This window comes from Cupriavidus sp. 01L45 (assembly GCF_056399885.1).
Genome location: NZ_JBFTSG010000029.1, coordinates 53,228 through 77,114, shown reverse-complemented (window position 1 = coordinate 77,114; position 23,887 = coordinate 53,228). Strand labels below are relative to the sequence as shown.

Annotated in this window: 19 protein-coding genes; 12 read left to right on the top strand and 7 right to left on the bottom strand. The window is 66.6% G+C overall.

Annotated elements, in window-relative coordinates; genetic code table 11:
- The first annotated feature begins 63 nt into the window (after positions 1 to 63).
- On the top strand, positions 64 to 930 hold the full coding sequence (locus AC1DT6_RS20460) for a LysR substrate-binding domain-containing protein (protein ID WP_441629090.1): 867 nt from the start codon (positions 64 to 66) through the stop codon (positions 928 to 930).
- 42 nt (positions 931 to 972) lie between these two features.
- Here the strand turns inward: AC1DT6_RS20460 and AC1DT6_RS20455 are convergent, their stop codons facing one another.
- Positions 973 to 2,529: a methyl-accepting chemotaxis protein gene (locus AC1DT6_RS20455; RefSeq protein ID WP_441629102.1), complete on the bottom strand. Its 1,557-nt coding sequence runs from the start codon at positions 2,527 to 2,529 to the stop codon at positions 973 to 975.
- A gap of 234 nt (positions 2,530 to 2,763) precedes the next feature.
- On the opposite strand from AC1DT6_RS20455, the gene AC1DT6_RS20450 reads away from it, so the two are divergent.
- On the top strand, positions 2,764 to 4,305 hold the full coding sequence (locus AC1DT6_RS20450) for a methyl-accepting chemotaxis protein (protein ID WP_477114834.1): 1,542 nt from the start codon (positions 2,764 to 2,766) through the stop codon (positions 4,303 to 4,305).
- Between the two features lie 231 nt (positions 4,306 to 4,536).
- Positions 4,537 to 7,530, top strand: a complete 2,994-nt coding sequence (locus tag AC1DT6_RS20445; protein ID WP_477114833.1) for a transglycosylase domain-containing protein — start codon at positions 4,537 to 4,539, stop codon at positions 7,528 to 7,530.
- Between the two features lie 33 nt (positions 7,531 to 7,563).
- On the opposite strand, the gene AC1DT6_RS20440 is transcribed toward AC1DT6_RS20445, so the two are convergent.
- The gene (locus tag AC1DT6_RS20440; protein ID WP_035864305.1) at positions 7,564 to 7,743 is read right to left on the bottom strand and encodes a hypothetical protein; all 180 of its coding nucleotides are present in this window, start codon (positions 7,741 to 7,743) and stop codon (positions 7,564 to 7,566) included.
- 468 nt (positions 7,744 to 8,211) lie between these two features.
- Here AC1DT6_RS20440 and AC1DT6_RS20435 point away from each other — a divergent pair, with 468 nt between their 5' ends.
- Positions 8,212 to 8,415 carry a CopG family transcriptional regulator gene (locus AC1DT6_RS20435; protein WP_441629084.1) on the top strand — a complete coding sequence of 68 codons (204 nt, stop codon included), beginning with the start codon at positions 8,212 to 8,214 and terminating at the stop codon, positions 8,413 to 8,415.
- A 120-nt stretch (positions 8,416 to 8,535) separates the two neighbouring features.
- Here the strand turns inward: AC1DT6_RS20435 and AC1DT6_RS20430 are convergent, their stop codons facing one another.
- Positions 8,536 to 11,151, bottom strand: a complete 2,616-nt coding sequence (locus tag AC1DT6_RS20430; RefSeq protein WP_477114832.1) for a sensor domain-containing protein — start codon at positions 11,149 to 11,151, stop codon at positions 8,536 to 8,538.
- 294 nt (positions 11,152 to 11,445) lie between these two features.
- Between AC1DT6_RS20430 and AC1DT6_RS20425 the strand changes: the two genes are divergently transcribed.
- From AC1DT6_RS20425 to AC1DT6_RS20415, 3 genes are all read left to right on the top strand, one after another.
- Positions 11,446 to 12,165, top strand: coding sequence for a cobalt-precorrin-7 (C(5))-methyltransferase (locus tag AC1DT6_RS20425; protein ID WP_441629080.1), 720 nt, complete (start codon positions 11,446 to 11,448; stop codon positions 12,163 to 12,165).
- Positions 12,166 to 12,288: 123 nt separating this feature from the next.
- The gene (locus AC1DT6_RS20420) at positions 12,289 to 13,140 is read left to right on the top strand and encodes a universal stress protein (RefSeq protein ID WP_441629078.1); all 852 of its coding nucleotides are present in this window, start codon (positions 12,289 to 12,291) and stop codon (positions 13,138 to 13,140) included.
- 193 nt (positions 13,141 to 13,333) lie between these two features.
- Positions 13,334 to 14,284 carry a cation diffusion facilitator family transporter gene (locus tag AC1DT6_RS20415; RefSeq protein ID WP_477114831.1) on the top strand — a complete coding sequence of 317 codons (951 nt, stop codon included), beginning with the start codon at positions 13,334 to 13,336 and terminating at the stop codon, positions 14,282 to 14,284.
- 128 nt (positions 14,285 to 14,412) lie between these two features.
- Here the strand turns inward: AC1DT6_RS20415 and AC1DT6_RS20410 are convergent, their stop codons facing one another.
- From AC1DT6_RS20410 to AC1DT6_RS20400, 3 genes are all read right to left on the bottom strand, one after another.
- Positions 14,413 to 15,726, bottom strand: coding sequence for a HipA domain-containing protein (locus AC1DT6_RS20410; RefSeq protein WP_441629074.1), 1,314 nt, complete (start codon positions 15,724 to 15,726; stop codon positions 14,413 to 14,415).
- Complete coding sequence (locus tag AC1DT6_RS20405; protein WP_441629072.1) at positions 15,726 to 16,019, bottom strand: helix-turn-helix domain-containing protein; 294 nt, start codon at positions 16,017 to 16,019, stop codon at positions 15,726 to 15,728. Before AC1DT6_RS20405 ends, AC1DT6_RS20410 begins: the two co-directional genes overlap by 1 nt.
- A gap of 276 nt (positions 16,020 to 16,295) precedes the next feature.
- Positions 16,296 to 16,853: a hypothetical protein gene (locus AC1DT6_RS20400; RefSeq protein ID WP_441629070.1), complete on the bottom strand. Its 558-nt coding sequence runs from the start codon at positions 16,851 to 16,853 to the stop codon at positions 16,296 to 16,298.
- Between the two features lie 391 nt (positions 16,854 to 17,244).
- Here AC1DT6_RS20400 and AC1DT6_RS20395 point away from each other — a divergent pair, with 391 nt between their 5' ends.
- On the top strand, positions 17,245 to 18,957 hold the full coding sequence (locus AC1DT6_RS20395; RefSeq protein WP_441629068.1) for an ABC-F family ATP-binding cassette domain-containing protein: 1,713 nt from the start codon (positions 17,245 to 17,247) through the stop codon (positions 18,955 to 18,957).
- 10 nt (positions 18,958 to 18,967) lie between these two features.
- On the opposite strand, the gene AC1DT6_RS20390 is transcribed toward AC1DT6_RS20395, so the two are convergent.
- On the bottom strand, positions 18,968 to 19,912 hold the full coding sequence (locus AC1DT6_RS20390) for a LysR substrate-binding domain-containing protein (RefSeq protein WP_477114830.1): 945 nt from the start codon (positions 19,910 to 19,912) through the stop codon (positions 18,968 to 18,970).
- A 162-nt stretch (positions 19,913 to 20,074) separates the two neighbouring features.
- On the opposite strand from AC1DT6_RS20390, the gene gtdA reads away from it, so the two are divergent.
- From gtdA to AC1DT6_RS20370, 4 genes are all read left to right on the top strand, one after another.
- Positions 20,075 to 21,121 carry a gentisate 1,2-dioxygenase gene (gene gtdA, locus AC1DT6_RS20385; RefSeq protein WP_441629064.1) on the top strand — a complete coding sequence of 349 codons (1,047 nt, stop codon included), beginning with the start codon at positions 20,075 to 20,077 and terminating at the stop codon, positions 21,119 to 21,121.
- 79 nt (positions 21,122 to 21,200) lie between these two features.
- On the top strand, positions 21,201 to 21,899 hold the full coding sequence (locus tag AC1DT6_RS20380; protein WP_441629062.1) for a fumarylacetoacetate hydrolase family protein: 699 nt from the start codon (positions 21,201 to 21,203) through the stop codon (positions 21,897 to 21,899).
- A gap of 23 nt (positions 21,900 to 21,922) precedes the next feature.
- On the top strand, positions 21,923 to 22,567 hold the full coding sequence (gene maiA, locus AC1DT6_RS20375) for a maleylacetoacetate isomerase (protein ID WP_441629060.1): 645 nt from the start codon (positions 21,923 to 21,925) through the stop codon (positions 22,565 to 22,567).
- A gap of 57 nt (positions 22,568 to 22,624) precedes the next feature.
- A complete protein-coding gene (locus tag AC1DT6_RS20370; RefSeq protein ID WP_441629058.1) occupies positions 22,625 to 23,833 on the top strand; it encodes a 3-hydroxybenzoate 6-monooxygenase in 1,209 nt (402 codons plus the stop codon).
- Positions 23,834 to 23,887 lie beyond the last annotated feature (54 nt).

The following is a 23,887-nucleotide window of genomic DNA, read 5'->3' as shown; positions in this document are numbered from 1 at the left end:
TAATGAAGGCCCGTGCCCAAAACCACTTAATCACCCATGAAAACACTTAAGCAAGTCTAATGAATGCGTAATCTCGACCTGGACCTGCTGCGCACCCTGGTGGCCATTGCCGACCACGGTACCTTTGCCGCGGCGGCGGAACGGCTGCATCGCACCCAGTCCGCCGTCACCCAGCAGATGCAGCGGCTGGAGGAGCAGGTGGCGCTGGTGTTGTTCGAGCGCCAGGGGCGCGGCAAGCAACTCACACGGCATGGCAACAAGCTTGTGGAATATGCGCGGCAACTGCTGAACCTGAACGACGAGGCGTTGCGCGTGCTGCGCGAGGGCGACCTGACCGGATCGCTGCGTATCGGCGCGCCGCACGATGTGGCCGACACCATCCTGCCGCCGCTGCTGTCGCACATCGCGCGGGCTTCCCCCGCCTTGCGCCTGGAGATCCATGTCGGGCGCAGCCCTTTCCTGATGGAGTCGTTGCGGCGCGGGGAAATCGACCTGACTGTCTCCACCCGCGAAGACAGCAGCCTGGATGGCCTGGTGTTGCGCACTTCGCCCACCATCTGGGTGTGCGCGGCGGATTTTGCCTATGAGCAGGGCAGCACGGTGCCCTTGATCCTGGCCGACGAACCCAGCCTGTTTCGCAAGCTGGCGCTGGAAGCGCTCAAGGAGGCCGGCGTGCCCTGGCGCACGGCCTATTTTGCGCCGAGCCTGATTGGCATAAAGGCGGCCATCCGCGCGGGCCTGGGCATCACGGCCCGTAGCATCGACCTGCTTGGCGCCGATATGCGGGTGCTGGGCGACAAGGACGGGCTGCCGCGCCTGCCCGATGTGACGTATTACCTGTGGGCCCGGCCGAATGCGGCCAACCCGGTGGCGCGGCAGGTGTTCTCCATGCTCAAGACCACTTTGCAGCGCGGACTGGCGGCTGCATGAAAGTGGCCTGAGGTGGTTGTAGAGGGGCGTGCGTGCTGGCCCTCAGGCGGCCTGCGCGAGCCGGAAGGCGCCGACCGCCTCGGCAAGCTGGCGCGCCTGCGTTTCGAGCGATCCGGCCGCGGCGGCCGCCTGTTCCACCAGCGCCGCATTCTGCTGGGTGACGGCCTCCATCTGGGTGACGGCCTCGCTGACCTGCACGATGCCGGCGCTTTGCTCAAGCGATGCCGACGAGATGTCTTCCATGATCCGCGCCAGGCGCTGCACGGCGTCCACGGTCTCGCTCATGGTCTGGCCGGCCTGGGCGACGAGTGCGTTGCCCGCACCGACCTTGCTGGCGGAGTCGTCGATCAGGGACTTGATCTCGCGTGCGGCGCTGGCGCTGCGTTGCGCCAGAGCGCGGACCTCGCCCGCCACCACGGCGAAACCGCGTCCCGACTCCCCCGCCCGCGCCGCTTCCACGGCGGCGTTGAGCGCCAGGATATTGGTCTGGAATGCAATGCCGTCGATCACGCTGATAATGTCGGCGATCCGCTTCGAACTGCTGCTGATGTCGCCCATGGTCTGTATCACGCCGCGTACGTCGTCGCCGCCGCGCGTGGCCAGGCGGGCGGCTTCGGCGGCCAGCTCGCTGGCCTGGCGCGCGCTTTCCGTGTTGTTGCTGACCGTGGAGGTGAGTTCCTCCATGCTGGCGGCGGTCTGCTCGAGCGATGCGGATTGGTGCTCGGTGCGTGCCGACAGGTCGGTGTTGCCCGCGGCAATCTCGCGCGCGCCGGTGTTGACGGAGTCGGAGCTTGCGCGCACCTGGCTGACGGTGCGCGTCAGCGCCTCCTGCATGCGTGCCACGGCGGCGAGCACGCGTCCCACCTCATTGCCGCTGGCCGCCACCGCGCGGTGGCTCAGGTCGCCCTTGGCCACGCAGTCGAGATGCTCGGCGGCGGCAGCCAGGGGCGCTACGACGAACGCGCGCAGCCCCAGGTGTACCGCCACGATCAGGCCCAGCGCTGCGGTGATGCCCACCACCACCAGTTTCACCACCAACTGGTAGCGCGCGCTGCTTGCTTCGGTTTCCTGTTGCGACAGCCGGGCCGCCTCCACCTGAAAGCGCTCGACACCCGCCGAGTAGTCCGCGCCCGAAGGCGTGACTTCCTTGTCGTTGAGGGTGGCATAGGCAGCAGCGTCGCCGCTGCGCAGCGCTGCCATGGCGCGCTCTATCGTGCCGGCATGGCGCCGCGCGGCGTCGGCGACCTGGCGGCGCAGGGACGCGTCCTGCTCTTCCTGCGCGGGCGTGGCCTCGAAGCGCTGCAACGCCCTGGCGGAATTTCCGAGGGCTTTGGCGGCGGCATCAAGCGCGCCGGCATCGACCCCGGCACCACCCTCGCGCGCCGTGGCGTAGGCCCGTGCTAGCGCTGCGCGGGCCCGGGTCATGTCCTTGTACGCATCGTTGAGCAACAGCGTGGAGGCGGAAAGCTGCTGGACGCGGCCGGTTGCCTGGTTGGCGGCGCCTAGCGCGAGCACGCCGACACCGGCGCCAAACACGATCATGCATGCAAAGGTCACCAGGATGCCCAGCAAGGCGGTGCGCACGCTCAGGTTATTCATCATCGGATCGGGACAGGGGTTTGAGATCACCGGACTAACGGAGGCCGTGGCCCGGACTTGACCGGGATCATGCCGATGTTTGCGTCAGATCAATCCCGATGCTTGAAATAGGCGGCCAGGTGTCTGTTTGCGCACAACTTGCGGCCGACCCTCAAGTTGTCGCCGCACCGCACCGATAGACAGGCTTTCAGCCCAGCGCGGGCTCCACAGCCATTAGCCTCCGGGCACCTCGCCATGCTTGCCAGCCTTACCATTCGCGCCCGCCTTCTCGCTACCGTTTCCCTGCTGTTCCTGCTTGCCCTGGGCGTGGGAGTGGCCGCCTTGCTCGGCTTGCGTGCCGCCAACGACGCGCATGAGTCCACCTACACGAACCAGCTCGCTTCGGCGCTGGCGCTGGGCGAAGCGGACCTGAGCCTCACCCGCGCGCGTACGGCGCTGGACCGCGCCATGCTCTACCCGGACAGCCCGGAAGCCAAGGGTTTGCTCGACCGTACCGAAGAGCTGACGCGGCGTTCGGACGAGGCATGGAAGCGCTTCATGGCCTTGCCGCGCGACAGCGAGGAAGACCAGTTGGCCGTGGCTGTCGCGGCCAAGCGGGAGGCCGCCAACCGCGATGGCATCGCCGCCATCATCGTCGCGCTGCGGGCCGGGGACCGCGCTCTGGCCGACCAGATCATGGACGGCAAGCTCTCCCGCCTGTTTCGCGACGCCAATGACAGCAGCCTCAAGCTGAGCCAGTTCCAACTCAAGATGGCCGCCGGCAATTTCGAGGCGTCGCAGGTGGCGTATCGCCATTTCCGCAACGGGGTGGTTGCCGCCATCGTACTGGCGCTGCTGGTGGCGGCCGCTTGCGCCGTGTTCCTGCTGCGCGCCATCGTTGGCCCGCTGGATCTGGCGCTGAAGCAGTTCGACCGCATCGCGGCGGGCGATCTCAGCCATCCCGTGCAGGTTACGCGCCGCGATGAGATGGGGCGCCTGCTTGAAGGCCTGGCGCGCATGCAGGCCAGCCTGGCGCACACAGTGGGGCGCGTGCGCCAGGGCGCCGGTGCGATCACCGCAGCCACGCGGCAGATCGCAGCCGGCAACGCCGACCTCTCCGGCCGCACGGAGGCGCAAGCCGCCTCCCTGGAAGAAACGGCGTCCAGCATGGAACAGATGACCTCCACGGTGCGCCAGAACGCCGACAACGCGCGCCAGGCCAGCCAGCTTGCCGTCAGCGCGGCCGAGGTGGCCCACCAGGGTGGCGCGGTGGTAGGCGACGTGATGGCCACCATGGGCGATATCAGCGCTGCGGCCAAGACCGTCGCGGAGATCATCGGTGTCGTCGACGGCATTGCCTTCCAGACCAATATCCTGGCGCTCAATGCCGCCGTCGAGGCTGCCCGCGCGGGCGAGCAGGGGCGCGGCTTCGCCGTGGTAGCGGGCGAAGTGCGCGGCCTGGCGCAGCGCAGCGCCGGCGCGGCGCGCGAGATCAAGTCCATGATCGAGACTTCGCTGGCGCATGTCGCAACCGGCAGCAGCCTGGCCGGGCGCGCGGCCAGCACCATGGAGGACGTGGTCGCGGCGATTCGCCGCGTGACCGACATCATGGGCGAAATCGCCGCCGCCTCGRCCGAGCAGAGCAGCGGCATCGAGCAGGTCAACCGGGCGGTGACGTCGATGGACGAAGGCACCCAGCAAAACGCCGCGCTGGTCGAGCAGGCTGCTGCCGCGGCGGCCTCGCTGGAGGAGCAGGCGCGCCAACTGGACCAGGCTATCGCCGCGTTCCGCGTGTAAGCTGGCGGTCGGGCCCGCGCATATGGCGGGATGGGGGATGCGCGGTGGCGCCGCATGCCACTTTTGTGCGTTTGGCCCCATTGGACTAGGGTATACGTAGTGACAAAGGTGGCGGAACGGTGCCATCGTTACCAGCAGGCGGCCTGCGGTGGCCGAAGTGCCGGGAATCCCCGGTTTCCTCGCAAACGGACCTGAATCGTGCGTCGACGTCTCTGGCCCAGGCTACTGTTATTGGCGCTGCTCATTAGTGGCGTCTACTTCGTCTGCGCGGCCGTCAGCGAGGAGCTGGCCACTTCGCGGTTGCAGGCGCGCTACTTTGCCGGGCGGGCGAAGGACATCGCGTTCGCGGTGAAGGACGGTCCGAGTGATCGCATCCGCTTTCCGGAAGACGGGCCTTATGATCTGCGCTTCGGCTACAGCCGCTTGCCGCAGTTCACGGAACTGCTGGAGGCGCGCGGTTATCGCCGCGAACGCCAGGCGCGCTGGTCCGACCAGATGCTCGAGCTGACCGATTCCGGCTTATTCGCGCCGTACCACGAAAAGACCCATGCGCGCCTGGACCTGCTCGATTGCAATGATGAGGCGTTCAATGCCAGGAGCGCGCCGCCCCGTACCTACGGCAGCTTCGACCAGATTCCAGGCTTGCTGGTGGGCGCCTTGCTCTTTATCGAGAACCGCGACCTGCTCGATCCCGAATTTCCCACGCGCAACCCCGCGCTTGATGTGCGGCGCTTCACGCGCGCCGCAATGGACCAGGGCGTGCGCTTTTTCAACGACAAGCACGACGCCGCCGGCRGCAGCACGCTCGCCACCCAGATCGAGAAATACCGCCATTCGCGCGCGGGACGAACCAGTTCGCCCAAGGAAAAGCTTCGGCAGATGGCCAGCGCGTCGATGCGCGCCTATCTGGACGGCCCGAACACCGTGGCCGCCAGGCAGCGCATCCTGCTCGATTACCTGAACTCCGTGCCGCTTTCGGCCCGTGCCGGCCTGGGCGAGATCAACGGGCTGGGGGATGGCCTGTGGGCCTGGTACGGGCAGGATTTCGACGAGGCCAACCGCTTGCTGGCGAATGCGGCAGGCCCGGGACCCGGCGCTGGCCAGGGCGAAGGCGAACTCGGCGAGCGGCAGGCGAAGGTGTTCAAGGAGGCGCTTTCGCTGATCATCGCGCAGCGCGGGCCATCGCATTTCCTGCGCCGCAATACCGCCGGGCTGGTGGCATTGACCGACAGCTACCTGCGCTTGCTGGCGGCTGCGGGCGCCATCCCGCCGTGGCTGCGCGATGCGGCGCTGGCGCAGCCACTGAAGCTGTCTCCCCCGTCGCTGGACCGGCCCGAAATCTCGTTTGTTTCGCGCAAGGCCCTGAGCGGCGTGCGCACCGACCTGCTGCGCTATCTCGATCTCGACAGCAGCTATGAACTGGACCGCCTCGACCTGACGGCCCATAGCACCATCAATACCGGTCTGCAACGTGTCGTCACAGAGGCGCTATTGAAGGCGGGCACGCGCGATGGCGCCCATGCCTTCAACATGTATGGCCACAACCTGCTGCGCGAAGGCGACGACCCCGGCAAGCTGGCGATCAGCTTCACGCTCTACGAGAAGATCGACGGCGCGAACCTGCTGCGCGTGCAGGCCGACAACCTGGACCTGCCGTTCGACCTCAACCGCGGCGCGCGGCTTAACCTGGGCTCCACCGCCAAGCTGCGCACGCTGGTGACTTACCTCGAGATCATCTCGGAACTGCATGAGAAATATGCCGACATGGCGCCCGCCGGGTTGCGCGAGGTCAAGCCGGCCAAGCTCGATGTGTTGACCCAGTGGGTTTTGAACTACCTGCTCACCGCTTCCGACAAGAGCCGTCGCGCCATCCTGGAGGCCGCCATGCTGCGCCGCTACTCCGGCGGGGCGGGCGAAGCGTTCTTTACCGGCGGCGGGCTACAGACCTTCACCAACTTCGAGCGTTGGGAGAACACGAAGATCATGCCCGTGCGGGAGGGTTTCGAGCATTCCGTGAACCTGGTCTTCATCCGCCTGATGCGGGATATCGTGCGTTACGAGACCTACCGGCTGCATCCCGATGCCGACGAGTGGCTGAACAACCCGGCCGCGCCGCAGCGGCGGGCCTACCTGGTCCGCTTTGCCGACAAGGAGGGTAGCGACTACCTGCGCGCTTTTTATTCGAAGTATCGCGGCAAGACCCATCAGGAAGCGTTGAAGCGCTTGCTGGAAAACCGGTACTTCTCGCCGGTGGGGCTGGCGGTGGCGCTACGTAGCGTCGAACCTGACATCGATCCGGAGCAGTTCAACAAGATCATGCGTGCCACCCTGCCGCGCGTGGGGCTGACCGATGACAAGCTGGCGACGCTGTACCGCAAGTACGGCCAGACCAGCTTCTCGCTCAACGACCGCGGCTACCTCGCACGGGTGCATCCGCTGGAGCTATGGCTGCTGGATTACCTGCGCCAGCGGCCTGACGCCAGCCTGGATGAAGTCTTGCGCGACAGCGCCGACCAGCGCCAGGAGGTGTACGTCTGGCTGTTCAAGGCTCGCAATCCCGGTGGCCAGACCCGCCGCATCCGCAGCCAGCTGGAGCGCCAGGCTTTCGCCGAAATCGCGCGGCGCTGGCAACGGCTGGGCTATCCGTTCAGCGGGATCACGCCGTCATATGCCTCGGCGATCGGCGCTGCCGGCGATCGTCCCGCCGCCCTGGCCGAACTGGTCGGGATTATCCAGGGCAATGGCGTGCGCCAGCAGGCGACCGCGCTGCGCAGCCTGGAATTCGCGCAGGGCACGCCATACGCCACCGATTTCGGGCTGGCCGGGCAGGGCAAGCGGCTGTTGAGCGAGGACATCTCGGAGGTAGTGCGCGCGGCGCTGGTCGGCGTGGTGAATTCGGGCACGGCTGGCTCGCTGAAAGCCGCGCTGGGCAGCAGCGGCATCCTGGCCGGCGGCAAGACCGGCACCGGCGACCATCGCTACGAAGTCTACGGGCCGGGCGGCCGGCTGATTTCCTCGCGCGTGGTCAGCCGCTCGGCCACCTTCGTATTCTTCCTTGGCGACCGTTATTTCGGCAACGTTACGGCTTATGTGCAGGAACCCTACGCCGCGCGCTACGCCTTCACCAGCGCGCTGTCCGTGCAACTGCTGAAATCGCTCGCGCCTACGATCCTGCCGCTGGTGCGCGACGGCGGCGCGCGCTCTCCGCTGGCGTGCCGGCATTGAACGGCCGGCACGGCAGTCCCGCTGGATCCGCGGCTAGTCCCAGCAGTGGAGCCGCGCGCAGTACGCGTCCTCGGAAGTCCGGGCATTGCGTTCGTATTCGGCGATCACCTGCAAGGTGGCGGACTGGAGCAAGGAGCCCGCGGTGAGCGAAGCGGCAAACTCGCGCAGGCCCTGCAGGCAAATCACGATGGGAGGTAAAGCTTGGTCCTGCATGATGCGTTGCTGGCTCGTTGATGGGCGGGATGTGCCTCCCGACAATTCGATTGTAGATAGCGGCGAGCCGGGCAATTGCAAAGCAATGTGTCTGCGCGAACCTTTGTGGTGTTGGGCCGTAAATCAGTTGCGTCCGAGCCACGGAGTGTACCGCGCGAGCCGCGTGGTCATCACCATGGCTGCCCTGATCCATGGCGCGATGATGACCGCGGCAGCCATGCGGCCGGTGGGGCGTTGCGCGGCCACCACGGCAACCGGCCCCGGTACAGGAATAAAGCAAGCCGTGGATGAGGTCGAGCGGGGATATCACATGGCCAGCCCCCCGGCACCCTCGGTAAAAACATCGATAATGCCCAGTCCTTTGCACAGCACGAAAGACGGTCGGTTGCCCTTGGGCCGTTGTTCTATTATCATTAAATGTTAATCAAATTAACATTGCTGGCGCACTGGCTGGCACTCTGCAATCCCATGGAATCCAAAACCGCCCGTCTCACCCTGCTGATCGACCCGGTGAAGAAGAACGCCTTCGAGAACCTGTGCGCGGCACAGGACAAGACGCCCTCCCAGGTAGTGCGCCAGTTGATTCGCGACTATCTGGAAATGCATGGCGTAGCTTATGCCACCAAGCCACGGCTTGGTGGCGAGGCGCAGGTGGGGGGCGAGGAAGCCTGAGCGCAGGCCGCCAAAGCGGCGGGCGCGGCTGGAAACGCGAGACCGGCTTCGCCGTCCTGAGCCGGCCGCGCGAACCGCCCGGGCTATCGCCCTGGGCGGGTCCAGACGTGAACGTTGCCCTCAGCGCCTGGAATGCCGGTCGCCGGGCACCGCGGACTGGTGTTCGGCCGGCCGTGGCGTGGTGATCCAGCGTGCTACCGCGGCGGCGTCCAGCGGGCGCGAGAACAGGTAGCCTTGTCCCATATGGCATCCCTGCGAGAGCAGGAACTGGCGCTGCGCTTCGTTTTCCACGCCTTCGGCGACCACCGCGAGTTTCAGGCTGTCGCCAATACGGATGACGGCGCTGGCCAGTTCGCGGGCGGCGGCATCGCTTTCCAGGTCGATCACGAAACTCTTGTCAAGCTTGAGCTGGTGCACGGGCAACTGCCTGAGATAGCCAAGGCTGGAATATCCCGTGCCGAAGTCGTCCATGGACAAGCGTACGCCCTGTGCGTGGATGGCCGCGACGGTGGCGGCAATGCCGGCGTCATCCTCCATCAGCAGCCCCTCGGTCATCTCCAGCACCAGCGCCTGGGCGGGCAGGCCGTGGCGGGCCAGGGTCTCGGCCACTTGTGCCGGCAGCCCCGGGTCCCGGAAGCTGGCGGGCGAGATATTGACCGAGATCGTGGGCACGGACAGCCCCTGCAGGCGCCAGGCGGCGAGTTGCGCGCACGATTGCTCCAGCACCCAGCGATCGAGTGCGCCGATCAGGCCGCTGTCTTCGGCCAGCGGTACGAAGCGGTCGGGCGACACCATGCCGAAATGCGGGTGATGCCAGCGGACCAGGACTTCCAGGCCGTAGAGCCGCCCATCCCGCAGGAACACCTGGGGCTGGAAATTGAGATGCAGTTCCTCCGCGAGCAAGGCATCGCGCAGTGCCGATTCCAGCGCAAGGCGCTCCTGGGCGGCCCAGTTCATCTCGATGCTGAAGAAGCGGAACAGGTTGCGCCCCGCGGCCTTGGCGTCGTACATGGCCATCTCGGCGCAGTGCAGCAGGTAGTCCAGGGCATCGCCGTCGGCGGGAAACATGCTGATTCCGATGCTGGCCGACGGAGCGATGCTGGCGTGATCGATGCGCAGCGGCTGGTGCAGCGCGGCCAGGATGCGCTTGCCCGCGGCAATGGTCCGGGGGCGGTCGCTGTCGGGCAGTACCAGAGCGAACTCGTCGCCCGAAAGCCGTGCCACCAGCGCGGATTCTCCGGCATGCGCGATCAGGCGCTGGGCAACCTCGCGCAACAGCTTGTCGCCGCCGGCGTGGCCAAGCGAGTCGTTGATATGCTTGAAACGGTCCAGGTCGACGAACAGCACGCAGAGCGTGGTGCCGGCCTGGCGTGCGGCGAGCAGCAGGGTGCTAGCCTGCATCTGCAGCAGGCTGCGGTTGGGCAGGCCGGTCAGCGAATCGTAGTGGTCGAGCTGCATGATCCGCTCGGCCGCTGCCTCGCGTTCAAACGCGAGCTTGCATAGCGAAGTGCACACCTCGAAGAGCTGTAGGTGGAACGCATCTGGCTGGCGGACAGTGCGATAGTAGAACGCCAGCGTGGCGAGTACGCGCCCGTCGCTGGCCTTGATCGGATACGACCAGCACGCCGCCAGGCCAAGCGGCAGGGCGAGATCGCGGTAATCCGCCCACAGCGGATCGTTGGCGATATCGCTGACCACCACCGGCTCGCCCAGCCAGGCGGCCGAGCCGCAGGAGCCGGCAGCGGGCCCTATGCTCATGCCGTCCAGTGCCGCCGCGTAGTGCGCCGGCAGGCTCGGCGCGGCCAGCGGGCGCAAACGGCCGTCGGCGTCCACCCGCAGTACCGAAGCAATCACTGAAGGCGCAACGCGTTGCACTTCCTCACAGATCAGTTCCATCACGGCCGGGAGCGGCTGCTCCATCACCATGGCCTGCAACACCTTTCGCTGCAGCAGTTCGTAGGCTTTCTGCTGAGTGATATCCGTGAGGATGACGATGCCGTGATGCCGGTCGCCCCCGGTCGGATGACGGTCGCTGGCGACCAGATGCCGGACCGTGGCGGAGACCCACAGCGGGCTGCCATCGCGCGCGTACACCAGCGCTTCATGGCGTTCGCCGCCGGGGGAGGAGCGGTGGGCATGCAGCCGCTCCATCACGCCCGGATCCGTGAATTCGCGGGCTAGCAGCTCGCGCGGCGTCTTTCCAACCATCTCGCCGCGCGTGTAGCCGAGCATGCGCGTGAGCCCGGCGTTCGCGTACACAATATGCCAGTCGTCATCGACCACGAGGACCGCGCTGTCGATCTCGTCGGCGATGACCGAAAGCAGTGGATGGTCGTCGCGGCTGGGTTCGATGYTGCCCGCCACCTTCAACAGTAGCGTGCGCAGCGTGACGTCTCCGAGCCGGGTACTGGCCTCCGCGATAAAGCCAAAGCGCCGCTCGCCGTCCGGCCGCAGGATCTGGACGGCGGGCAAAGGCAGGGCATGCTCGCCGTCCTGACCGGGTTCCGCGCCGTGAGCGCGCGCGCCGATGCCGGGCAGCTTTTGCACGAGCGCGTCCACGTCCATCCCGAAGACTTGCTTGCGGGATGCCCCATAGAGTGTCTCCGCCGCTGCGTTCAGGAAGATYACCCGGTTGTCCGTGTTCAGTACGAAGACGGCGTCGGAAGCTTGCTCAAGCGAATTGCGGAACAACTGATGCGGGTCGGCTATGCTGAGCGCTTTGTCTCTGTCTGGCATGGGTGAGGTAAACGTCGCTAACGCCCGAGAATGCCTGCCTGGCCCGCCTGGGCTCATGGGACATTGACTCGGCTCTGATGCAGGTATCGGCATCCGGTAGCGGATCCTGAAGTTTTTTTTGCATACCGCTATCGGGGACTTGATTCAGCGACCGCTGAAAACCGCGGGTTGCCCGCGCAGGACCGCAATGGCAGCGCCTGCCGCAAGGCCGGCGCGACGCGGCCGGCTTGGCATAATGGCGCGCTGTCCTGGCGGCGCGATGCACGTGCCGTTCCCATCGAACCGGAATTTCCCATGATCATCTGCGCCGGCGTAGGTCCCGGGCACCTTGACTTCCTCACCCTTGGCGTAGCGGACCTCATCCTCGGCGCCGACATCGTGGCCGGATTCGATACGGTCATCGAGGTCATACGGCCGCTGGTGCCGCCGAATGCCCGGATTGTCACCATGGGCTACCAGGACCAGGTCGAGCGGCTCGACTGGGTTGCGGCCGAGCATCATGCCGGCCGCCGCTGCGTGGTGCTGTTCATGGGCGACATGCACTTCAGCGGCTTCCAGTACCTGGAGCGGGTGGAGCGGGCTTGCGGCCATCCGGTGGAAACCGTACCTGGCATTTCCGCCGCCCAGGTGCTGGCCGCGCGCGGCAAGGTTTGTTTCGACGAAACCACCTTCCTGACGTTCCACCGGCGCGGCGACCTGGATCCGTTCAAGCGCCATCTCCTGCATGTGCTGGCGGACCAGCGCAATGCCATCGTCATTCCACGTCCCTGGGATTTCATGCCCAGGGACATCGCCGCCTGGCTGGTGGCCCAGGGCGTTGCGCCGGCGCACCCGGTCGAGGTGTGGGAGAACCTGACGCTGGCAGATGCCGCGTGGCGGGGCACGCTGGCGCAATGCACGCAGGCGTTCAGCGACATGAGCATCATGCTGATCCGCAGCCTGGCGCCGATGCCCAGCCAGATTGAGCCACGGCGCACCCCGGCGCAGGGGGACTCGGGGCAGGAGAAAACTTGATCTGCCGCAACACCCGCGCATCGCCCGCTTGCGCTGCACGGCACACGGAGTAGAGTCCATCCCGGATGGTCGGACAACGTCTCCGCGCGTTCGCGGACGTCCCCGGAACGGAGGGAAAACACCATGGATTTCAAGACCGTGCTGGTCGAACTCGGCGCCGACGCTGGCTGTGCGGATCGCGTCGGCCTTGCCGCCGGGCTGGCGCAGCGCTCCGCGGGCCATGTGATCGGCGTGACAGCCACCGGCATGCGGCTCGAGCCTTTCCGGGGCGCGGGCGACGAGGCCGGGCGCTACGCCGAACTGGCCAGGCGCCAGTTGCTGGCGCAGGGCGCCGAAGCCAGCGCCGCTTTCCATCGTGCCATGCACGAGGCGGCGCCGGGCGTGGGCTTCACGCACCGGCTCATCGAGGACGAGCCCGGCTGGGCCCTGGCCCAACAGGGGCGGATGGCCGACCTGGTTGTCCTGGCCCGCCCGCCCGGCCCGGAATCCGTCCCCGTGCTGGTGGCGCAGACTGCCGAGTATGTGATGCTCAACGCCGGCCGGCCGGTGTTGCTGGTGCCGCCTGGCGCGCGCCGCCTGACTTGCGAGCATGTGGCCATCGCCTGGGACGGCGGACGGGAGGCTGCCCGCGCGGTGGCGGATGCAATGCCCCTGCTGCGCCAGGCGCGGCGTGTCACGGTGGTTTCGGCGTCGAGCACGCATGATCGGACAGGCACCCACGGTATGCCCGATGTCCCCGGCGCGCACGCAGGCCTGCGCGATCATCTGGCGCGGCACGGCATCACCGCTGTCATGCATGCCGTGCAAGGCAGCGACCGGGTGGGCCGGCTGCTGCTGGAAGCCGTGCGCCACCTGGGGGCCGATCTGCTGGTGGCGGGTGGCTATGGCCACGCACGCTTGCGCGAGCTGGTAACGGGCGGCACCACGCGCACGCTGATGCGCCATGCCGAAATTCCGTTGCTGATGTCGCACTGACGGGCCAGCGGTGTTGAGGGCTGCCCGCGGCATCAATAGGTAAATTGATATAGCATTTGGCCGCATATGGATTGCTGCGGCCAGGTGCCACCCTGGCTGGCTGCCACGCGAAGCGAGATCGCCCGAGCCCCACGCCCCCAATGCCCCCAACGCCCCCAACGCCCCCAACGCCCAACGCCATAGAGAGAAATCGATGGAAGTCGATACGATAGACGAAGCATCCGGCGAGGACGCTCCGGCCAAGGCGCAGGCTGCGCGACGCAGCAYGTGGGTGAGCGTGGCGGTCAACATCCTGCTGACCTGCATGCAACTGTTGGCCGGCCTGTTCGCCGGCTCGCAGGCGTTGATTGCCGATGCCATCCACTCGTTGTCCGACCTGGTCTCGGATTTCGTGGTGCTGTTTGCCAGCCACCATAGCAGCAAGGGCGCGGACGCCGATCACCACTATGGCCACCAGCGTTTCGAGACGGCCGCGTCGCTGGCGATCGGCGTGCTGCTGCTCGCGGTCGGCGTCGGCATGCTGTGGTCGGCCGTGCAAAAGCTCGAGCAACCGGAGTTGGTGCTGCCGGTCAAGCCCATCGCCCTGTGGGTGGCATTGGGCGCGCTGGCGGCAAAGGAGCTGTTGTTCCGCTACATGCTCGCCGTAGCCGAGCGCGTGCGCTCCAGCATGCTGGTTGCCAATGCGTGGCATGCGCGCTCGGATGCGGCTTCGTCGCTGGTGGTCGCGGTCGGCATTGGCGGCAATCTGCTCGGCTACCACATGCTCGATCCCGTAGCGGCGCTGGTGGTTGGCCTGATGGTCACAAGGATGGGCTGGACGTTTTCCCGCGACGCGCTGCACGACCTGATGGATCGCGCCGTGGACGAGCAGACCGTCGAGGCGATCCGGCAGGCCATGGCTGCCACGCCAGGCGTGCAGGGCCTGCATGACCTGAAGACACGCAAGATGGGCGACTTCATCCTTGCGGATGTGCACCTTGAGATCGATGGCGCAATGACCGTGGAAGCCGGACACCGCGTTGCCGTGGAGGCGCGCCGGCGCGCGCTGGAAGTGCGCGGCGTGTTGAATGTGATGACCCATGTCGACCCGGTCCCGGTGGTGCCGCTGCCAGCCGCGGGGCCGGTCCGGCAGGGCGCGGCATGACTGGCCGCCGCGCCTCCGGTTCCAGGAAATGAAGACAAAGACCTGACCGCGAGGTGAAATAAAGATGGGGGACAAAAGACGGGCTGTTGCCTGTGCGGCGGAGTCTGGCAAAGCCGGAGCACCTAGGCCTACAGCAAGGCTGCGTCGACCGCCAGTATCTTCGGCGCCATATCGATGAGGCGGTCGGCCTGGCGCCGGACCAGGGCGACGATCGAGCGCACCATGTCACGCTCTTCACCGACATACACCGGATCCTCCGCTTGCCCGGCGGCCTGCGCGGCAGCGGCGCGCGCCAGGCTTGTCATGGTCCGCACGGCGGTCGGCCTGCGGATGCCGATGCGTGACATGAAATCCGCGAAGGCATAGGGCGTGGCCTCCGCCATGTCGAACGCATCGCCGATCGCCATCGCAAGGTCATGCAGGAACTGATCGTACTGGACCACGGAGACCAGGTCGTAGAAGGGCGTGGGCGTCAGCCCGGCTCGCGTGCAGAAGAACGAGAAGTTCTTCCCGTGCGCGTCGCTGTTGCCGATCAGGAACTGGAAAATCGCCCATTGCAGCATGATGCGCTGGGCGACGGCCTGGTCGACCGTTTTCTCTCGCAATGAAAACAACCGTGCGAAGCTGACGCCGTCGCGGATCGCCGCAACGTCCCTGGCGGCGCCGAAATTCCGTTCGTATTTGTAGCTCACCGGAAGATCCAGCGCCTGGCATGCATCGACGATATGCAGGCGCCTGACGATGCCGTTTTCCTTCACGCGGTCAAAGCGCGTGACCAGCAGGACCGGGCTGGGGATGCGGAGTATCGACACAGGCGCCACGGGCAAGCCCAGGCGGCCGGCCAGCGTCATGCAGAAGTGTTCGTTTGCCACCATGCAGCTGGCCGAGTCATGGACCGGCTCGGGCTTGACGATGTGGGTGGACGCGACGCCGGCCCCGTCGGCCAGGTAGATGCGCTCCCCGTCCATGAAGACGGCCAGTTTGTCCTGGTAGCCGGCGATGGACAGGCGAACCCGGACATCCCAGACGGTGAAAGGCACTTGCTCCCGGTCGCGGATGCGCTGGTTCAGTTCAGCGGCGGAGATCTCGCGCAGCTGTGGCGCTTGCGCTGGCGGCGGGGCGTCGGCATGAAAGCTGAGTGCCCCCGCAGTTTCCCCGCCAAGCTGGCGGATCAGGCCGTAGACGTTGTTCTTCGAGACTTGCCCGTAGACCGAGGCGATGTCCAGTGCCCGCCCTTCGGGAAGCAGGTTCTCAATAAAGCGCCTGAGACTTGCCGAACTGGCTGGCCTATCGAAGGGGATGGCTGGCGAGAGTGGGTAGCGATGCGCGGCCGAACGCCAGGCCTCGTCATAGGCAAACGAGAAACTGTCTTCCAGCGCGTCATACTGGACGGCTCCCACCAGCTCGGCACCATCGAAAACGCGGAGCGAGTGCGTTGCCATCAGGCACCCTCGAAAGCGCTGGCGGAAATCTCGATATCCGCGGTGGCCGCCTTCGGTCCCAGGATCATGCCAAGGCCCAGTCCGGAAAGGACGAGCAGGAGCTTGTCGGTCTGGACCGGGCGGCCATTTTCCAGCCGCGACAGAAGATTCGCCGATACGCCGCAAAAGCTCGCCGCGTCGTCGATCCTGAGCTTCTGCTTGAGCCGGCGATGACGGACGAGCGCGCCGAGTTCGCCAAGACTGGAGATTTGCGGCTGGGGAGGGGGCAGGGAGGTTGGCAGCTGGCGCGGCATAGGGTTTGAGACTTCCTGGCTTCTGGGGGATTGTTTCGTCTTACGGAAACAAGCGTCATGCGAAGTGAAACCGGGCTCATTGTTTCCGTATATGGAAACAATAGGATTGATGACAGCCAAAGTCAATATAGTTTCCGTTTAGCGAAACTATAGGTGATGATGGTGACAAGGCACGATAGTTTCCGCAAACGGAAACTATCGTGCCTGATGAGGCATGCGAGGCGGCTGAAACATGGTGGCCCTCCTGTCTCGCTTCGTATCGGTTGGCATCATTTCTCAATGCAGGTCGGGTGCCGCGCCCCGGCGAGCAGCGAGATCCATGCCCCTGAGAGGGATYGCCTGCGTCCCGGCGGCACTCGCATGCCGCGCCGCGAGTTCGTATTCATGCAGGTCCGCGTCCGTCCACTTCTCGCCGTTCCAGGCCTGGAAACGCAGTTCGGCAAGCGGGATGGCCGACAACGTACCCAGCCAGTCCGTGGGGTTTGCCCCTGCGCGGATACCGTTGGCGACCATGACCATCGCCTCGGGCACGCCGATCCCCGCTACCCGCGTCACTGTAGGCCAGGGCAGCAGCCGGCCATCCGAGCCGGGCAGGCCAAACCGGTACAGACCGTGCGACGAACCGGCATCGTTCCTGGCACGGTGACAAAAAACGTCGCGGCGTTTCCATTCGATATTGGCTGCCGAGGGTTCCCACTGCTGTTGCCGCGAGAACCAAAGCACCTTGGCCGCGGCGGAGGCGAAGGGCTGCGCAGTCGGGATCAGTGCGCTGGACTGGGCAATCGTCGGCAAATGGGTCGCGGTGGTGTAGTGCCAGACGAAGTGGGTGTTCATGGTTGACTCCTGCTTGTTCACCTCCACAGTGGGCGTAAATACTTGTCATGACAAGCAAGTGCAATGGCGCATTGCTGTGCACGAAAGGGTGGGCGAGGGAAGCGCCTGCGGCATGCAAAGCCGGCAAAGGCAGGAAGGCGGCGGCTTGCCGGGCCAGCCTGCCAGGTGCCCTGTGTTATCCAGGCCGAAAAGTGCTGTAAAAGTAGAGGGCTTTACCTTGTCCGGTACTAGCTGGCGCAGGACGAGGGAACTCGGCCAGGGCCTGACCGGTCACATCCCCCATCATCACCGGAGTCAACGCCAAATGATCCTGTAAGCCCACTTCAAGACTGGTCGCGCCTGTCGAGCCCCTCGGGTTCCGGACGCGTTATCCGTATTGCCTGGAGCTTGCATGACTGACTTCACATCGATGCCGTTCGCGGTATTCTGCGCGCCGCCGTCCGGCGGTTTCCCTACTGGTTCCAATTCGAACTCCAATTCGAACTCATCCCCGGCGTTCTCGCTGTCGCTGCGCCATGTCACCGTGGCGCTGCCCGACGGGCGGGTTCTGCTGGACGACCTCAGCGACACCTTCCATGCCGGGCACATCGGCCTGGTGGGTCGCAACGGCACCGGCAAGAGCGTGCTGGCAAAAGTCATGGCGGGCCTTGTCGCGCCGGATGCCGGGCGCGTGGTCCGCAGCGGCACGGTGGCCTATGTGCCGCAAGACGGCAGACCGGCCGACGGCGCAACGCTGGCGGACGTGGCCGGCCTGACGCCGGCCTTCGACGCGCTCGCGCGGCTTGAGCGCGGCGAGGCAGGTGGGCCGGACTTCGATCTGCTGGAGGGACGCTGGGATCTGCGCGACAAGCTGCGGCTGGCCTGCGAGGCAGCCGGCCTGGGCCACCTGGAGCCGGAGCGGCCTGCCAGCAGCCTCAGCGGCGGCGAACTCACCCGCGTGGCGCTGGTTGGTGCTTTTCTTTCCGGTGCCGATGGCCTGGTGCTGGACGAGCCCAGCAACCACCTCGATCTTGTCGCCCGGCATTGGCTGCGCGAGCAGTTGCGGCAATGGCGCGGCGGCCTGGTAGTGGTCAGCCACGACCGCGAATTGCTGGAAGAGATGACGCACATCGCGGCGCTGACGCCAGAGGGCTTGCGGCACTACGGCGGCAACTACACGCTGTACGCGGCGCAACGGGATGCCGAAGCCGCCGCCGCGCAGGCCTCGCTTGACCATGCGCGCGCCAGCAGGAGCTCGGCCCTGCGCGACCTGCGGCGCCAGCACGATGCCCACCAGCGCCGCGCCGCCCGCAACGACCGCGTGGGCAAGACGGCTAACCTGCCCGGTATCTACCTAAGCCGGCTCAAGGATGGCGCGCAGGCATATTCCGGCCGCGAACAGCGGCGCCAGCAGGAAGCCCGCGCGGCGCTGGACGAAGCCGTCATGCAAGCCGCGCAGCGCACCGAACCGGGCCCGCCTGTGGCACTGATGCTGCCGGGCGCGGTGGTTGCCGCCGGCAAGCGCGTGGTGCACCTGGACAAAGCCGTCGCGCCGTTCCCGGCTGGCGCGCACCCGCTCAGCCTGACGCTGTCGGGGCCGGTGCGGGTAGCTGTCACCGGCCCGAATGGCAGCGGCAAGACGACGCTGCTGAACATGCTGGCCGGTATGTGCGGGCCCGTTTCCGGCAGTTGCACGACAGGTGTCCCCAGCGCTTGGCTCGACCAGCACGCGGCTTCGCTGCTGCCGCCTGGCCAGTCGGTGCTGGAGCGGCTGCGGGAGCTGGACAGTCCCTTGCCGGAGGGCGTGCTGCGCAGTCACCTGTCCTTGCTCGGCCTTGGCGCCGGGCTGGTGCGGCAACCCTCGGGTGCGTTGAGTGGCGGGGAACGCCTGAAGGCGGCGCTAGCGTGCGCGTTGTGGGCGGGGAGTCCGGCCCGGTTGCTACTGCTCGACGAGCCGACCAACCACCTCGACATCGATTCGGTGCGCGCGCTGGAACAGGCCTTGAGCGCCTATCCGGGCGCCATCCTGGTGGTGTCGCACGACCAGCGCTTTCTCGATGCGCTACGGCTGACACATCGGTTGGCCTGGCACGGCGGGGAGTGGCGGCTGGTGCCTTGCGGCTGAGGCGCCGGCGTCAGTTGCCCGCGTCGCCAGGGTGTTCGTCGACCGAGCGGACCGCCGCGCGCCGCAAGGCGTCGAGCGCGGCGCTCACGGCGGTGCGGCCGAAGCCATCGTCGCGCCAGTACATCGACACCGAGCCGAAGCCGGCAAGGCGCAAGGGCAGGATGCGCAGGGCGCCGAGCTGTTCCAGGCGGCGCGCGGTCCGGTGCGAGGCCACGCCGACCATATTGCTGTGGTTGAGCAAGGTCAGGTTGAGGATGACCGAGTTCGACTCCACGCAGTCGCCGGGCATGCTCTCGCCAGCCGCGTTCAGCGCCGATTCCAGCGTGTTGCGGATGGGCGTGCCGCGCGGCCAGACGATCCACCGGTAGGCACGCAGATCGCCCCAGGCGGGCTCGGCCAGTTCGAACAGCGGGTGGCGCGGGCGCGTCACGAAATGGATCGGCTCCATGTAAAGCGCCTCGGTGCGCATCTGCCCGTCTTGCAGTTCCGGGGCGGAGCGTCCCACCACGATGTCGGYCTCGCCCCGCGCCAGTTGCGCCATCAGCAGGTTCATCGTGCTTTCCACCAGCCGGACCTGGGCTTTCGGCAGGCGCTGCAGCAGGGAGGTGACGGCAAGCGGCACGGTATCGGCGGCAGAGGCGCCCGAGGTGCCGATCACGACCAGGCCGGCGCCGCCTTCGCGCATGGCCTGCATGTCGTCGCGGGCGCTATCCAGGTGCGCCTCGATGCGCCTGGCGTGCGCAATCATCGATTCRCCGTAGGGCGTCGGACGCAGCCCGCGTGCGTGGCGCTCGAACAGCGGCAGGCCGATATCGTCTTCGAGTTCCTTGAGCCATTTCGACAGGGCCGGCTGCGTGGTGCTGAGCGCCACGGCGGTCTGGCTCATATTGCCGGTCTGGGCCAGGCTGAGCAGCATTTGCAAGTTGCGCAACCGGAGGCGCTGGGTCCAATCCATCAGGGTATTCCCTTTGAGCTATATCCATATCGATATGGATAAGAGGAATTGGTTATTTTACAAGGTATATCTCCAGGCGTATAAATCTTCCATCGAAGCCCACAGCCCGCAGCCCGCCGTGGCTGCTCCCCGCCCCGCAGGGCGAAGGACCCGGAGACAAGCATGTCAGACGCAAGCAAGAACGCGGATCGCTCGGCGTACTACGGCCGCATCGGCCGCAACCATCTCGCCCCCCTGTGGGAATCGCTGCACGCGCTGGTGCCGCGCGAGCCGCGCCCGCAGGCGCAGCCGGCGATCTGGAAGTACGCCGAGATCCGTCCGCTGGTGATGCAGGCTGGCGAGGTCATCAGCGCGGAAGAGGCCGTGCGCCGCGTGCTGGTGCTGGAGAATCCCGGTCTGCCCGGCAAGTCGAGCATCACGTCCACCCTCTATGCCGGACTGCAACTGATCCTGCCCGGCGAGATCGCCCCCAGCCATCGCCACACGCAGTCCGCATTGCGCTTTATCGTGGAAGGCTGCGGCGCCTGGACCGCCGTCAACGGCGAGCGCACCACCATGCATCCAGGCGATTTCATCATCACGCCATCGTGGACGTGGCACGACCACGGCAACCCAGCCGTGGCCGACGGCGGCGAGCCGGTAGTCTGGCTCGACGGGCTGGATATCCCGCTGCTGCAGCACCTGGACGCCGGGTTTGCCGAAAACTATCCCGAAGCCTCGCAGCCGGTGCTGCGTCCCGAGGGCGACAGCTTTGCCCGCTTCGGCCACAACATGCTGCCGGTGCGCCACCGCGTCACCGATCCCACTTCGCCAATCTTCAGCTACCCGTACGCCCGCAGCCGCGAGGCACTGGACCAGCTCTACCGCAATGGCGAACTCGATGCCTGGGACGGCGTGAAGCTGCGCTACGTGAACCCGGCAACCGGCGGCTGGCCGATGCCGACCATGGCGACCTTCATGCAGTACCTGCCGGCCGGCTTCCAGGGCAAGACCTATCGCAGCACCGACGCCACCGTCTATTCGGTGGTGGAGGGGCGCGGCACCGTGCGCATCGGCGAAGCGCAGTTCCAGTTCGAGCCGCGCGACACCTTCGTGGTGCCGTCCTGGCAGCCCGTGCAACTGGCTTCGGTCGGGGACACGGTGCTGTTCAGCTATTCCGATCGTCCGGTGCTGTCCGCGCTCAACCTGCTGCGCGAAGAACGCACCTGATCTTTTTTGCCCGGGGGCGGAACGCGGCGCGTGCCCGCCCTGCAAGGCTTCATCCATTCTTTCCGTGTGAGGGTTTCCCATGTCTTTCGTTATTGCACCTCCCGCTACCGTGGCCATTCCGGTCGTGGGCAGCAGCGACCAGTTTCCCGTGCGCCGCGTCTACTGTGTGGGCCGCAACTACGCGGCGCATGCCCGCGAGATGGGCTTCGATCCCGATCGCGAGCCGCCGTTCTTCTTCTGCAAGCCTGCCGACGCGGTGATTCCGGTAGCTTATGGCGAGACCCTGACGCTGCCCTATCCGGCGCAGACCGCCAACTACCACTATGAAGCCGAACTGGTCGTCGCCATCGGCAAGGGCGGTTCGGATATTCCGCTGGAACAGGCGCTGGAACACGTGTGGGGCTATGCCGTGGGCCTGGACATGACCCGCCGCGACCTGCAGATGAAGATGCGCGAGATGGGCCGCCCCTGGGAAATCGGCAAGGCCTTCGACGCCTCGGCGCCGATCGGCCCGATCCATCCGGCCAGCGCCGCCGGGCATTTCGCGCAGGGCGCGATCTGGCTGACTGTCAATGGCGCCGACAAGCAGCGCAGCGACGTAACGCACCTGATCTGGTCGGTGGCCGAGACCGTTGCCGATCTGTCGAAGTACTTCCGCCTGGAACCGGGCGACCTGATCTACACCGGCACGCCCGAGGGAGTCGGGGCCGTCAAGCCGGGCGACCTGATGGTCGCCGGTGTGGAGCGCCTTGGCGAATTGTCGGTGCGGGTGGCCTGATTCATCTTTGCGAGGGCTGCGCCGTGCAGATCTATAGCTTCTTCAACAGTTCCACTTCGTACCGCGTGCGCATCGCGCTGGCCCTGAAGGGCCTGCCTTACGACTACCACCCGGTCAATATTCGCGTCGGCGAGCATCGCGCCGCGGACTACGTGGCCGCGATCAACCCGTCTGCCGTGGTGCCGGCGCTGGTCGACGGCGATTTCCACCTCGGCCAGTCGATGGCGATCATCGACTATCTCGATGCCCACCACCCGGAGCCGCGACTCATCCCGCGAGAGCCTGAACTGCGCGCCCGGGTGCTGGAACTGGCCAACGTGATCGCCTGCGACATCCATCCGGTGAACAACATGCGCATCCTGCGTTACCTGCAAGACACGCTCGGGGTATCGCCGGAGCAGAAAGACGCCTGGTACCGGCACTGGGTCGATGAAGGGATGGGCGCGGTGGAGCGGCTGCTCGCGCAGCACGGGCGCGGCCCGTGGTGCTTCGGGGCGGCGCCCACGCTGGCCGACTGCTGCCTGGTGCCGCAGATCGCCAACGCGCAGCGCATGGGCTGCGATACCAGCGGCTTCGAGCGGGCCATGGCGGTGTACCGCCATGCCAGCGAGCACCGGGCCTTCCGGCAGGCAGAACCTCAGCGGCAGCCGGACTACACGGCGCGCTAACCGAATGGGGTGCCCCAGGGCGTTTTTGTCCCGACGCGCGCACCCAAGGAGACCATCATGAATACCATTCGCAGCACGGACCGCAAGGTGATCGTCGTGGGCGGCGGCATAGGCGGCCTGGCCGCCGCGCTGGCGCTGGCCCGGCAGGGCATCGGCGTCGAATTGCTGGAGCAGGCGGAGAAAATCGGCGAGATCGGCGCCGGCATCCAGCTCGGCGCCAACGCCTTTGCCGCGCTCGATGCGCTGGGCGTGGGCGAAGCCGCGCGCAAGCGCTCGGTCTTTACCGACTACCTGATGATGATGGACGCCATCGATGCCACCGAAGTGGCCAAGGTGGACGTGGGCGCGCGTTACCGCGAGCGCTTCGGCAATCCCTATGCCGTGATCCATCGCGCCGACATCCACCTGTCGATACTGGAAGCCGTGCAGGATCACCCGCTGATCCAGTTCCGCACCGCGACCACGGTGTGCGCGCTGGAGCAGGACGAGCGCGGCGTCACCGTGATCGACCAGCACGGCGAGCGGCACCAGGCCGACGCGGTGATTGGCTGCGACGGCGTGAAATCGGCGGTGCGCCAGGCTTTGCTGGGCGACGAGCCGCGCGTGACCGGGCACGTGGTGTACCGCGCCGTGGTCGACGTGGCCGACATGCCTGCCGACCTGCGGATCAACGCGCCGGTGGTATGGGCCGGCCCCAACTGCCATCTCGTGCATTACCCGCTACGCGGGGGCGAGCAGTACAACCTCGTGGTCACCTTCCATAGCCGCGAGCAGGAAGTGTGGGGCGTGCGCGATGGCAGCAAGGAAGAAGTGCTGTCGTACTTCGAAGGGATCCATGCCCGTCCGCACCAGATGCTGGACCGGCCGAGCTCTTGGCGGCGCTGGGCCACCGCGGACCGCGATCCGGTCGAGCGCTGGAGCTTTGGCCGCGCCACCATCCTGGGCGATGCCGCGCACCCGATGACGCAGTACCTCGCGCAGGGCGCCTGCCAGGCGCTGGAGGATGCCGTCACGCTGGGCGCGGCCATCGAGGCCAGCGACGGCGACTTCGAGGCGGCCTTCGCGCTGTACGAGAAGGTGCGCATCCCGCGCACGGCACGGGTGCTGTACTCCGCCCGCGAGATGGGCCGGCTCTACCACGCCAAGGGCGTGGAGCGGCTGGTTCGCAATTCGCTGTGGGTGGGACGGACGCAGGAGCAGTTCTACGACGCGCTGCAATGGCTGCACGGCTGGCGTGCCGAGGACTGCCTGCGAGGGGCGCGGTAGAGCCGGCTACGAAAGCCGGAGAAAGCCAGAGAAGGCCGGGAAGGCCACCAAGGG

Excerpts from the sequence above, each read along its gene's own strand:
- AC1DT6_RS20395 (WP_441629068.1), top strand. The coding sequence starts at position 17,245 with ATGACTGACTTCACATCGATGCCGTTCGCGGTATTCTGCGCGCCGCCG.
- AC1DT6_RS20420 (WP_441629078.1), top strand. The coding sequence starts at position 12,289 with ATGGATTTCAAGACCGTGCTGGTCGAACTCGGCGCCGACGCTGGCTGT.
- AC1DT6_RS20380 (WP_441629062.1), top strand. The coding sequence starts at position 21,201 with ATGTCTTTCGTTATTGCACCTCCCGCTACCGTGGCCATTCCGGTCGTG.
- AC1DT6_RS20435 (WP_441629084.1), top strand. The coding sequence starts at position 8,212 with ATGGAATCCAAAACCGCCCGTCTCACCCTGCTGATCGACCCGGTGAAG.
- AC1DT6_RS20410 (WP_441629074.1), bottom strand. The coding sequence starts at position 15,726 with ATGGCAACGCACTCGCTCCGCGTTTTCGATGGTGCCGAGCTGGTGGGA.
- AC1DT6_RS20425 (WP_441629080.1), top strand. The coding sequence starts at position 11,446 with ATGATCATCTGCGCCGGCGTAGGTCCCGGGCACCTTGACTTCCTCACC.
- gtdA (WP_441629064.1), top strand. The coding sequence starts at position 20,075 with ATGTCAGACGCAAGCAAGAACGCGGATCGCTCGGCGTACTACGGCCGC.
- AC1DT6_RS20440 (WP_035864305.1), bottom strand. The coding sequence starts at position 7,743 with ATGCAGGACCAAGCTTTACCTCCCATCGTGATTTGCCTGCAGGGCCTG.
- AC1DT6_RS20370 (WP_441629058.1), top strand. The coding sequence starts at position 22,625 with ATGAATACCATTCGCAGCACGGACCGCAAGGTGATCGTCGTGGGCGGC.
- AC1DT6_RS20405 (WP_441629072.1), bottom strand. The coding sequence starts at position 16,019 with ATGCCGCGCCAGCTGCCAACCTCCCTGCCCCCTCCCCAGCCGCAAATC.
- AC1DT6_RS20455 (WP_441629102.1), bottom strand. The coding sequence starts at position 2,529 with ATGAATAACCTGAGCGTGCGCACCGCCTTGCTGGGCATCCTGGTGACC.
- AC1DT6_RS20460 (WP_441629090.1), top strand. The coding sequence starts at position 64 with ATGCGTAATCTCGACCTGGACCTGCTGCGCACCCTGGTGGCCATTGCC.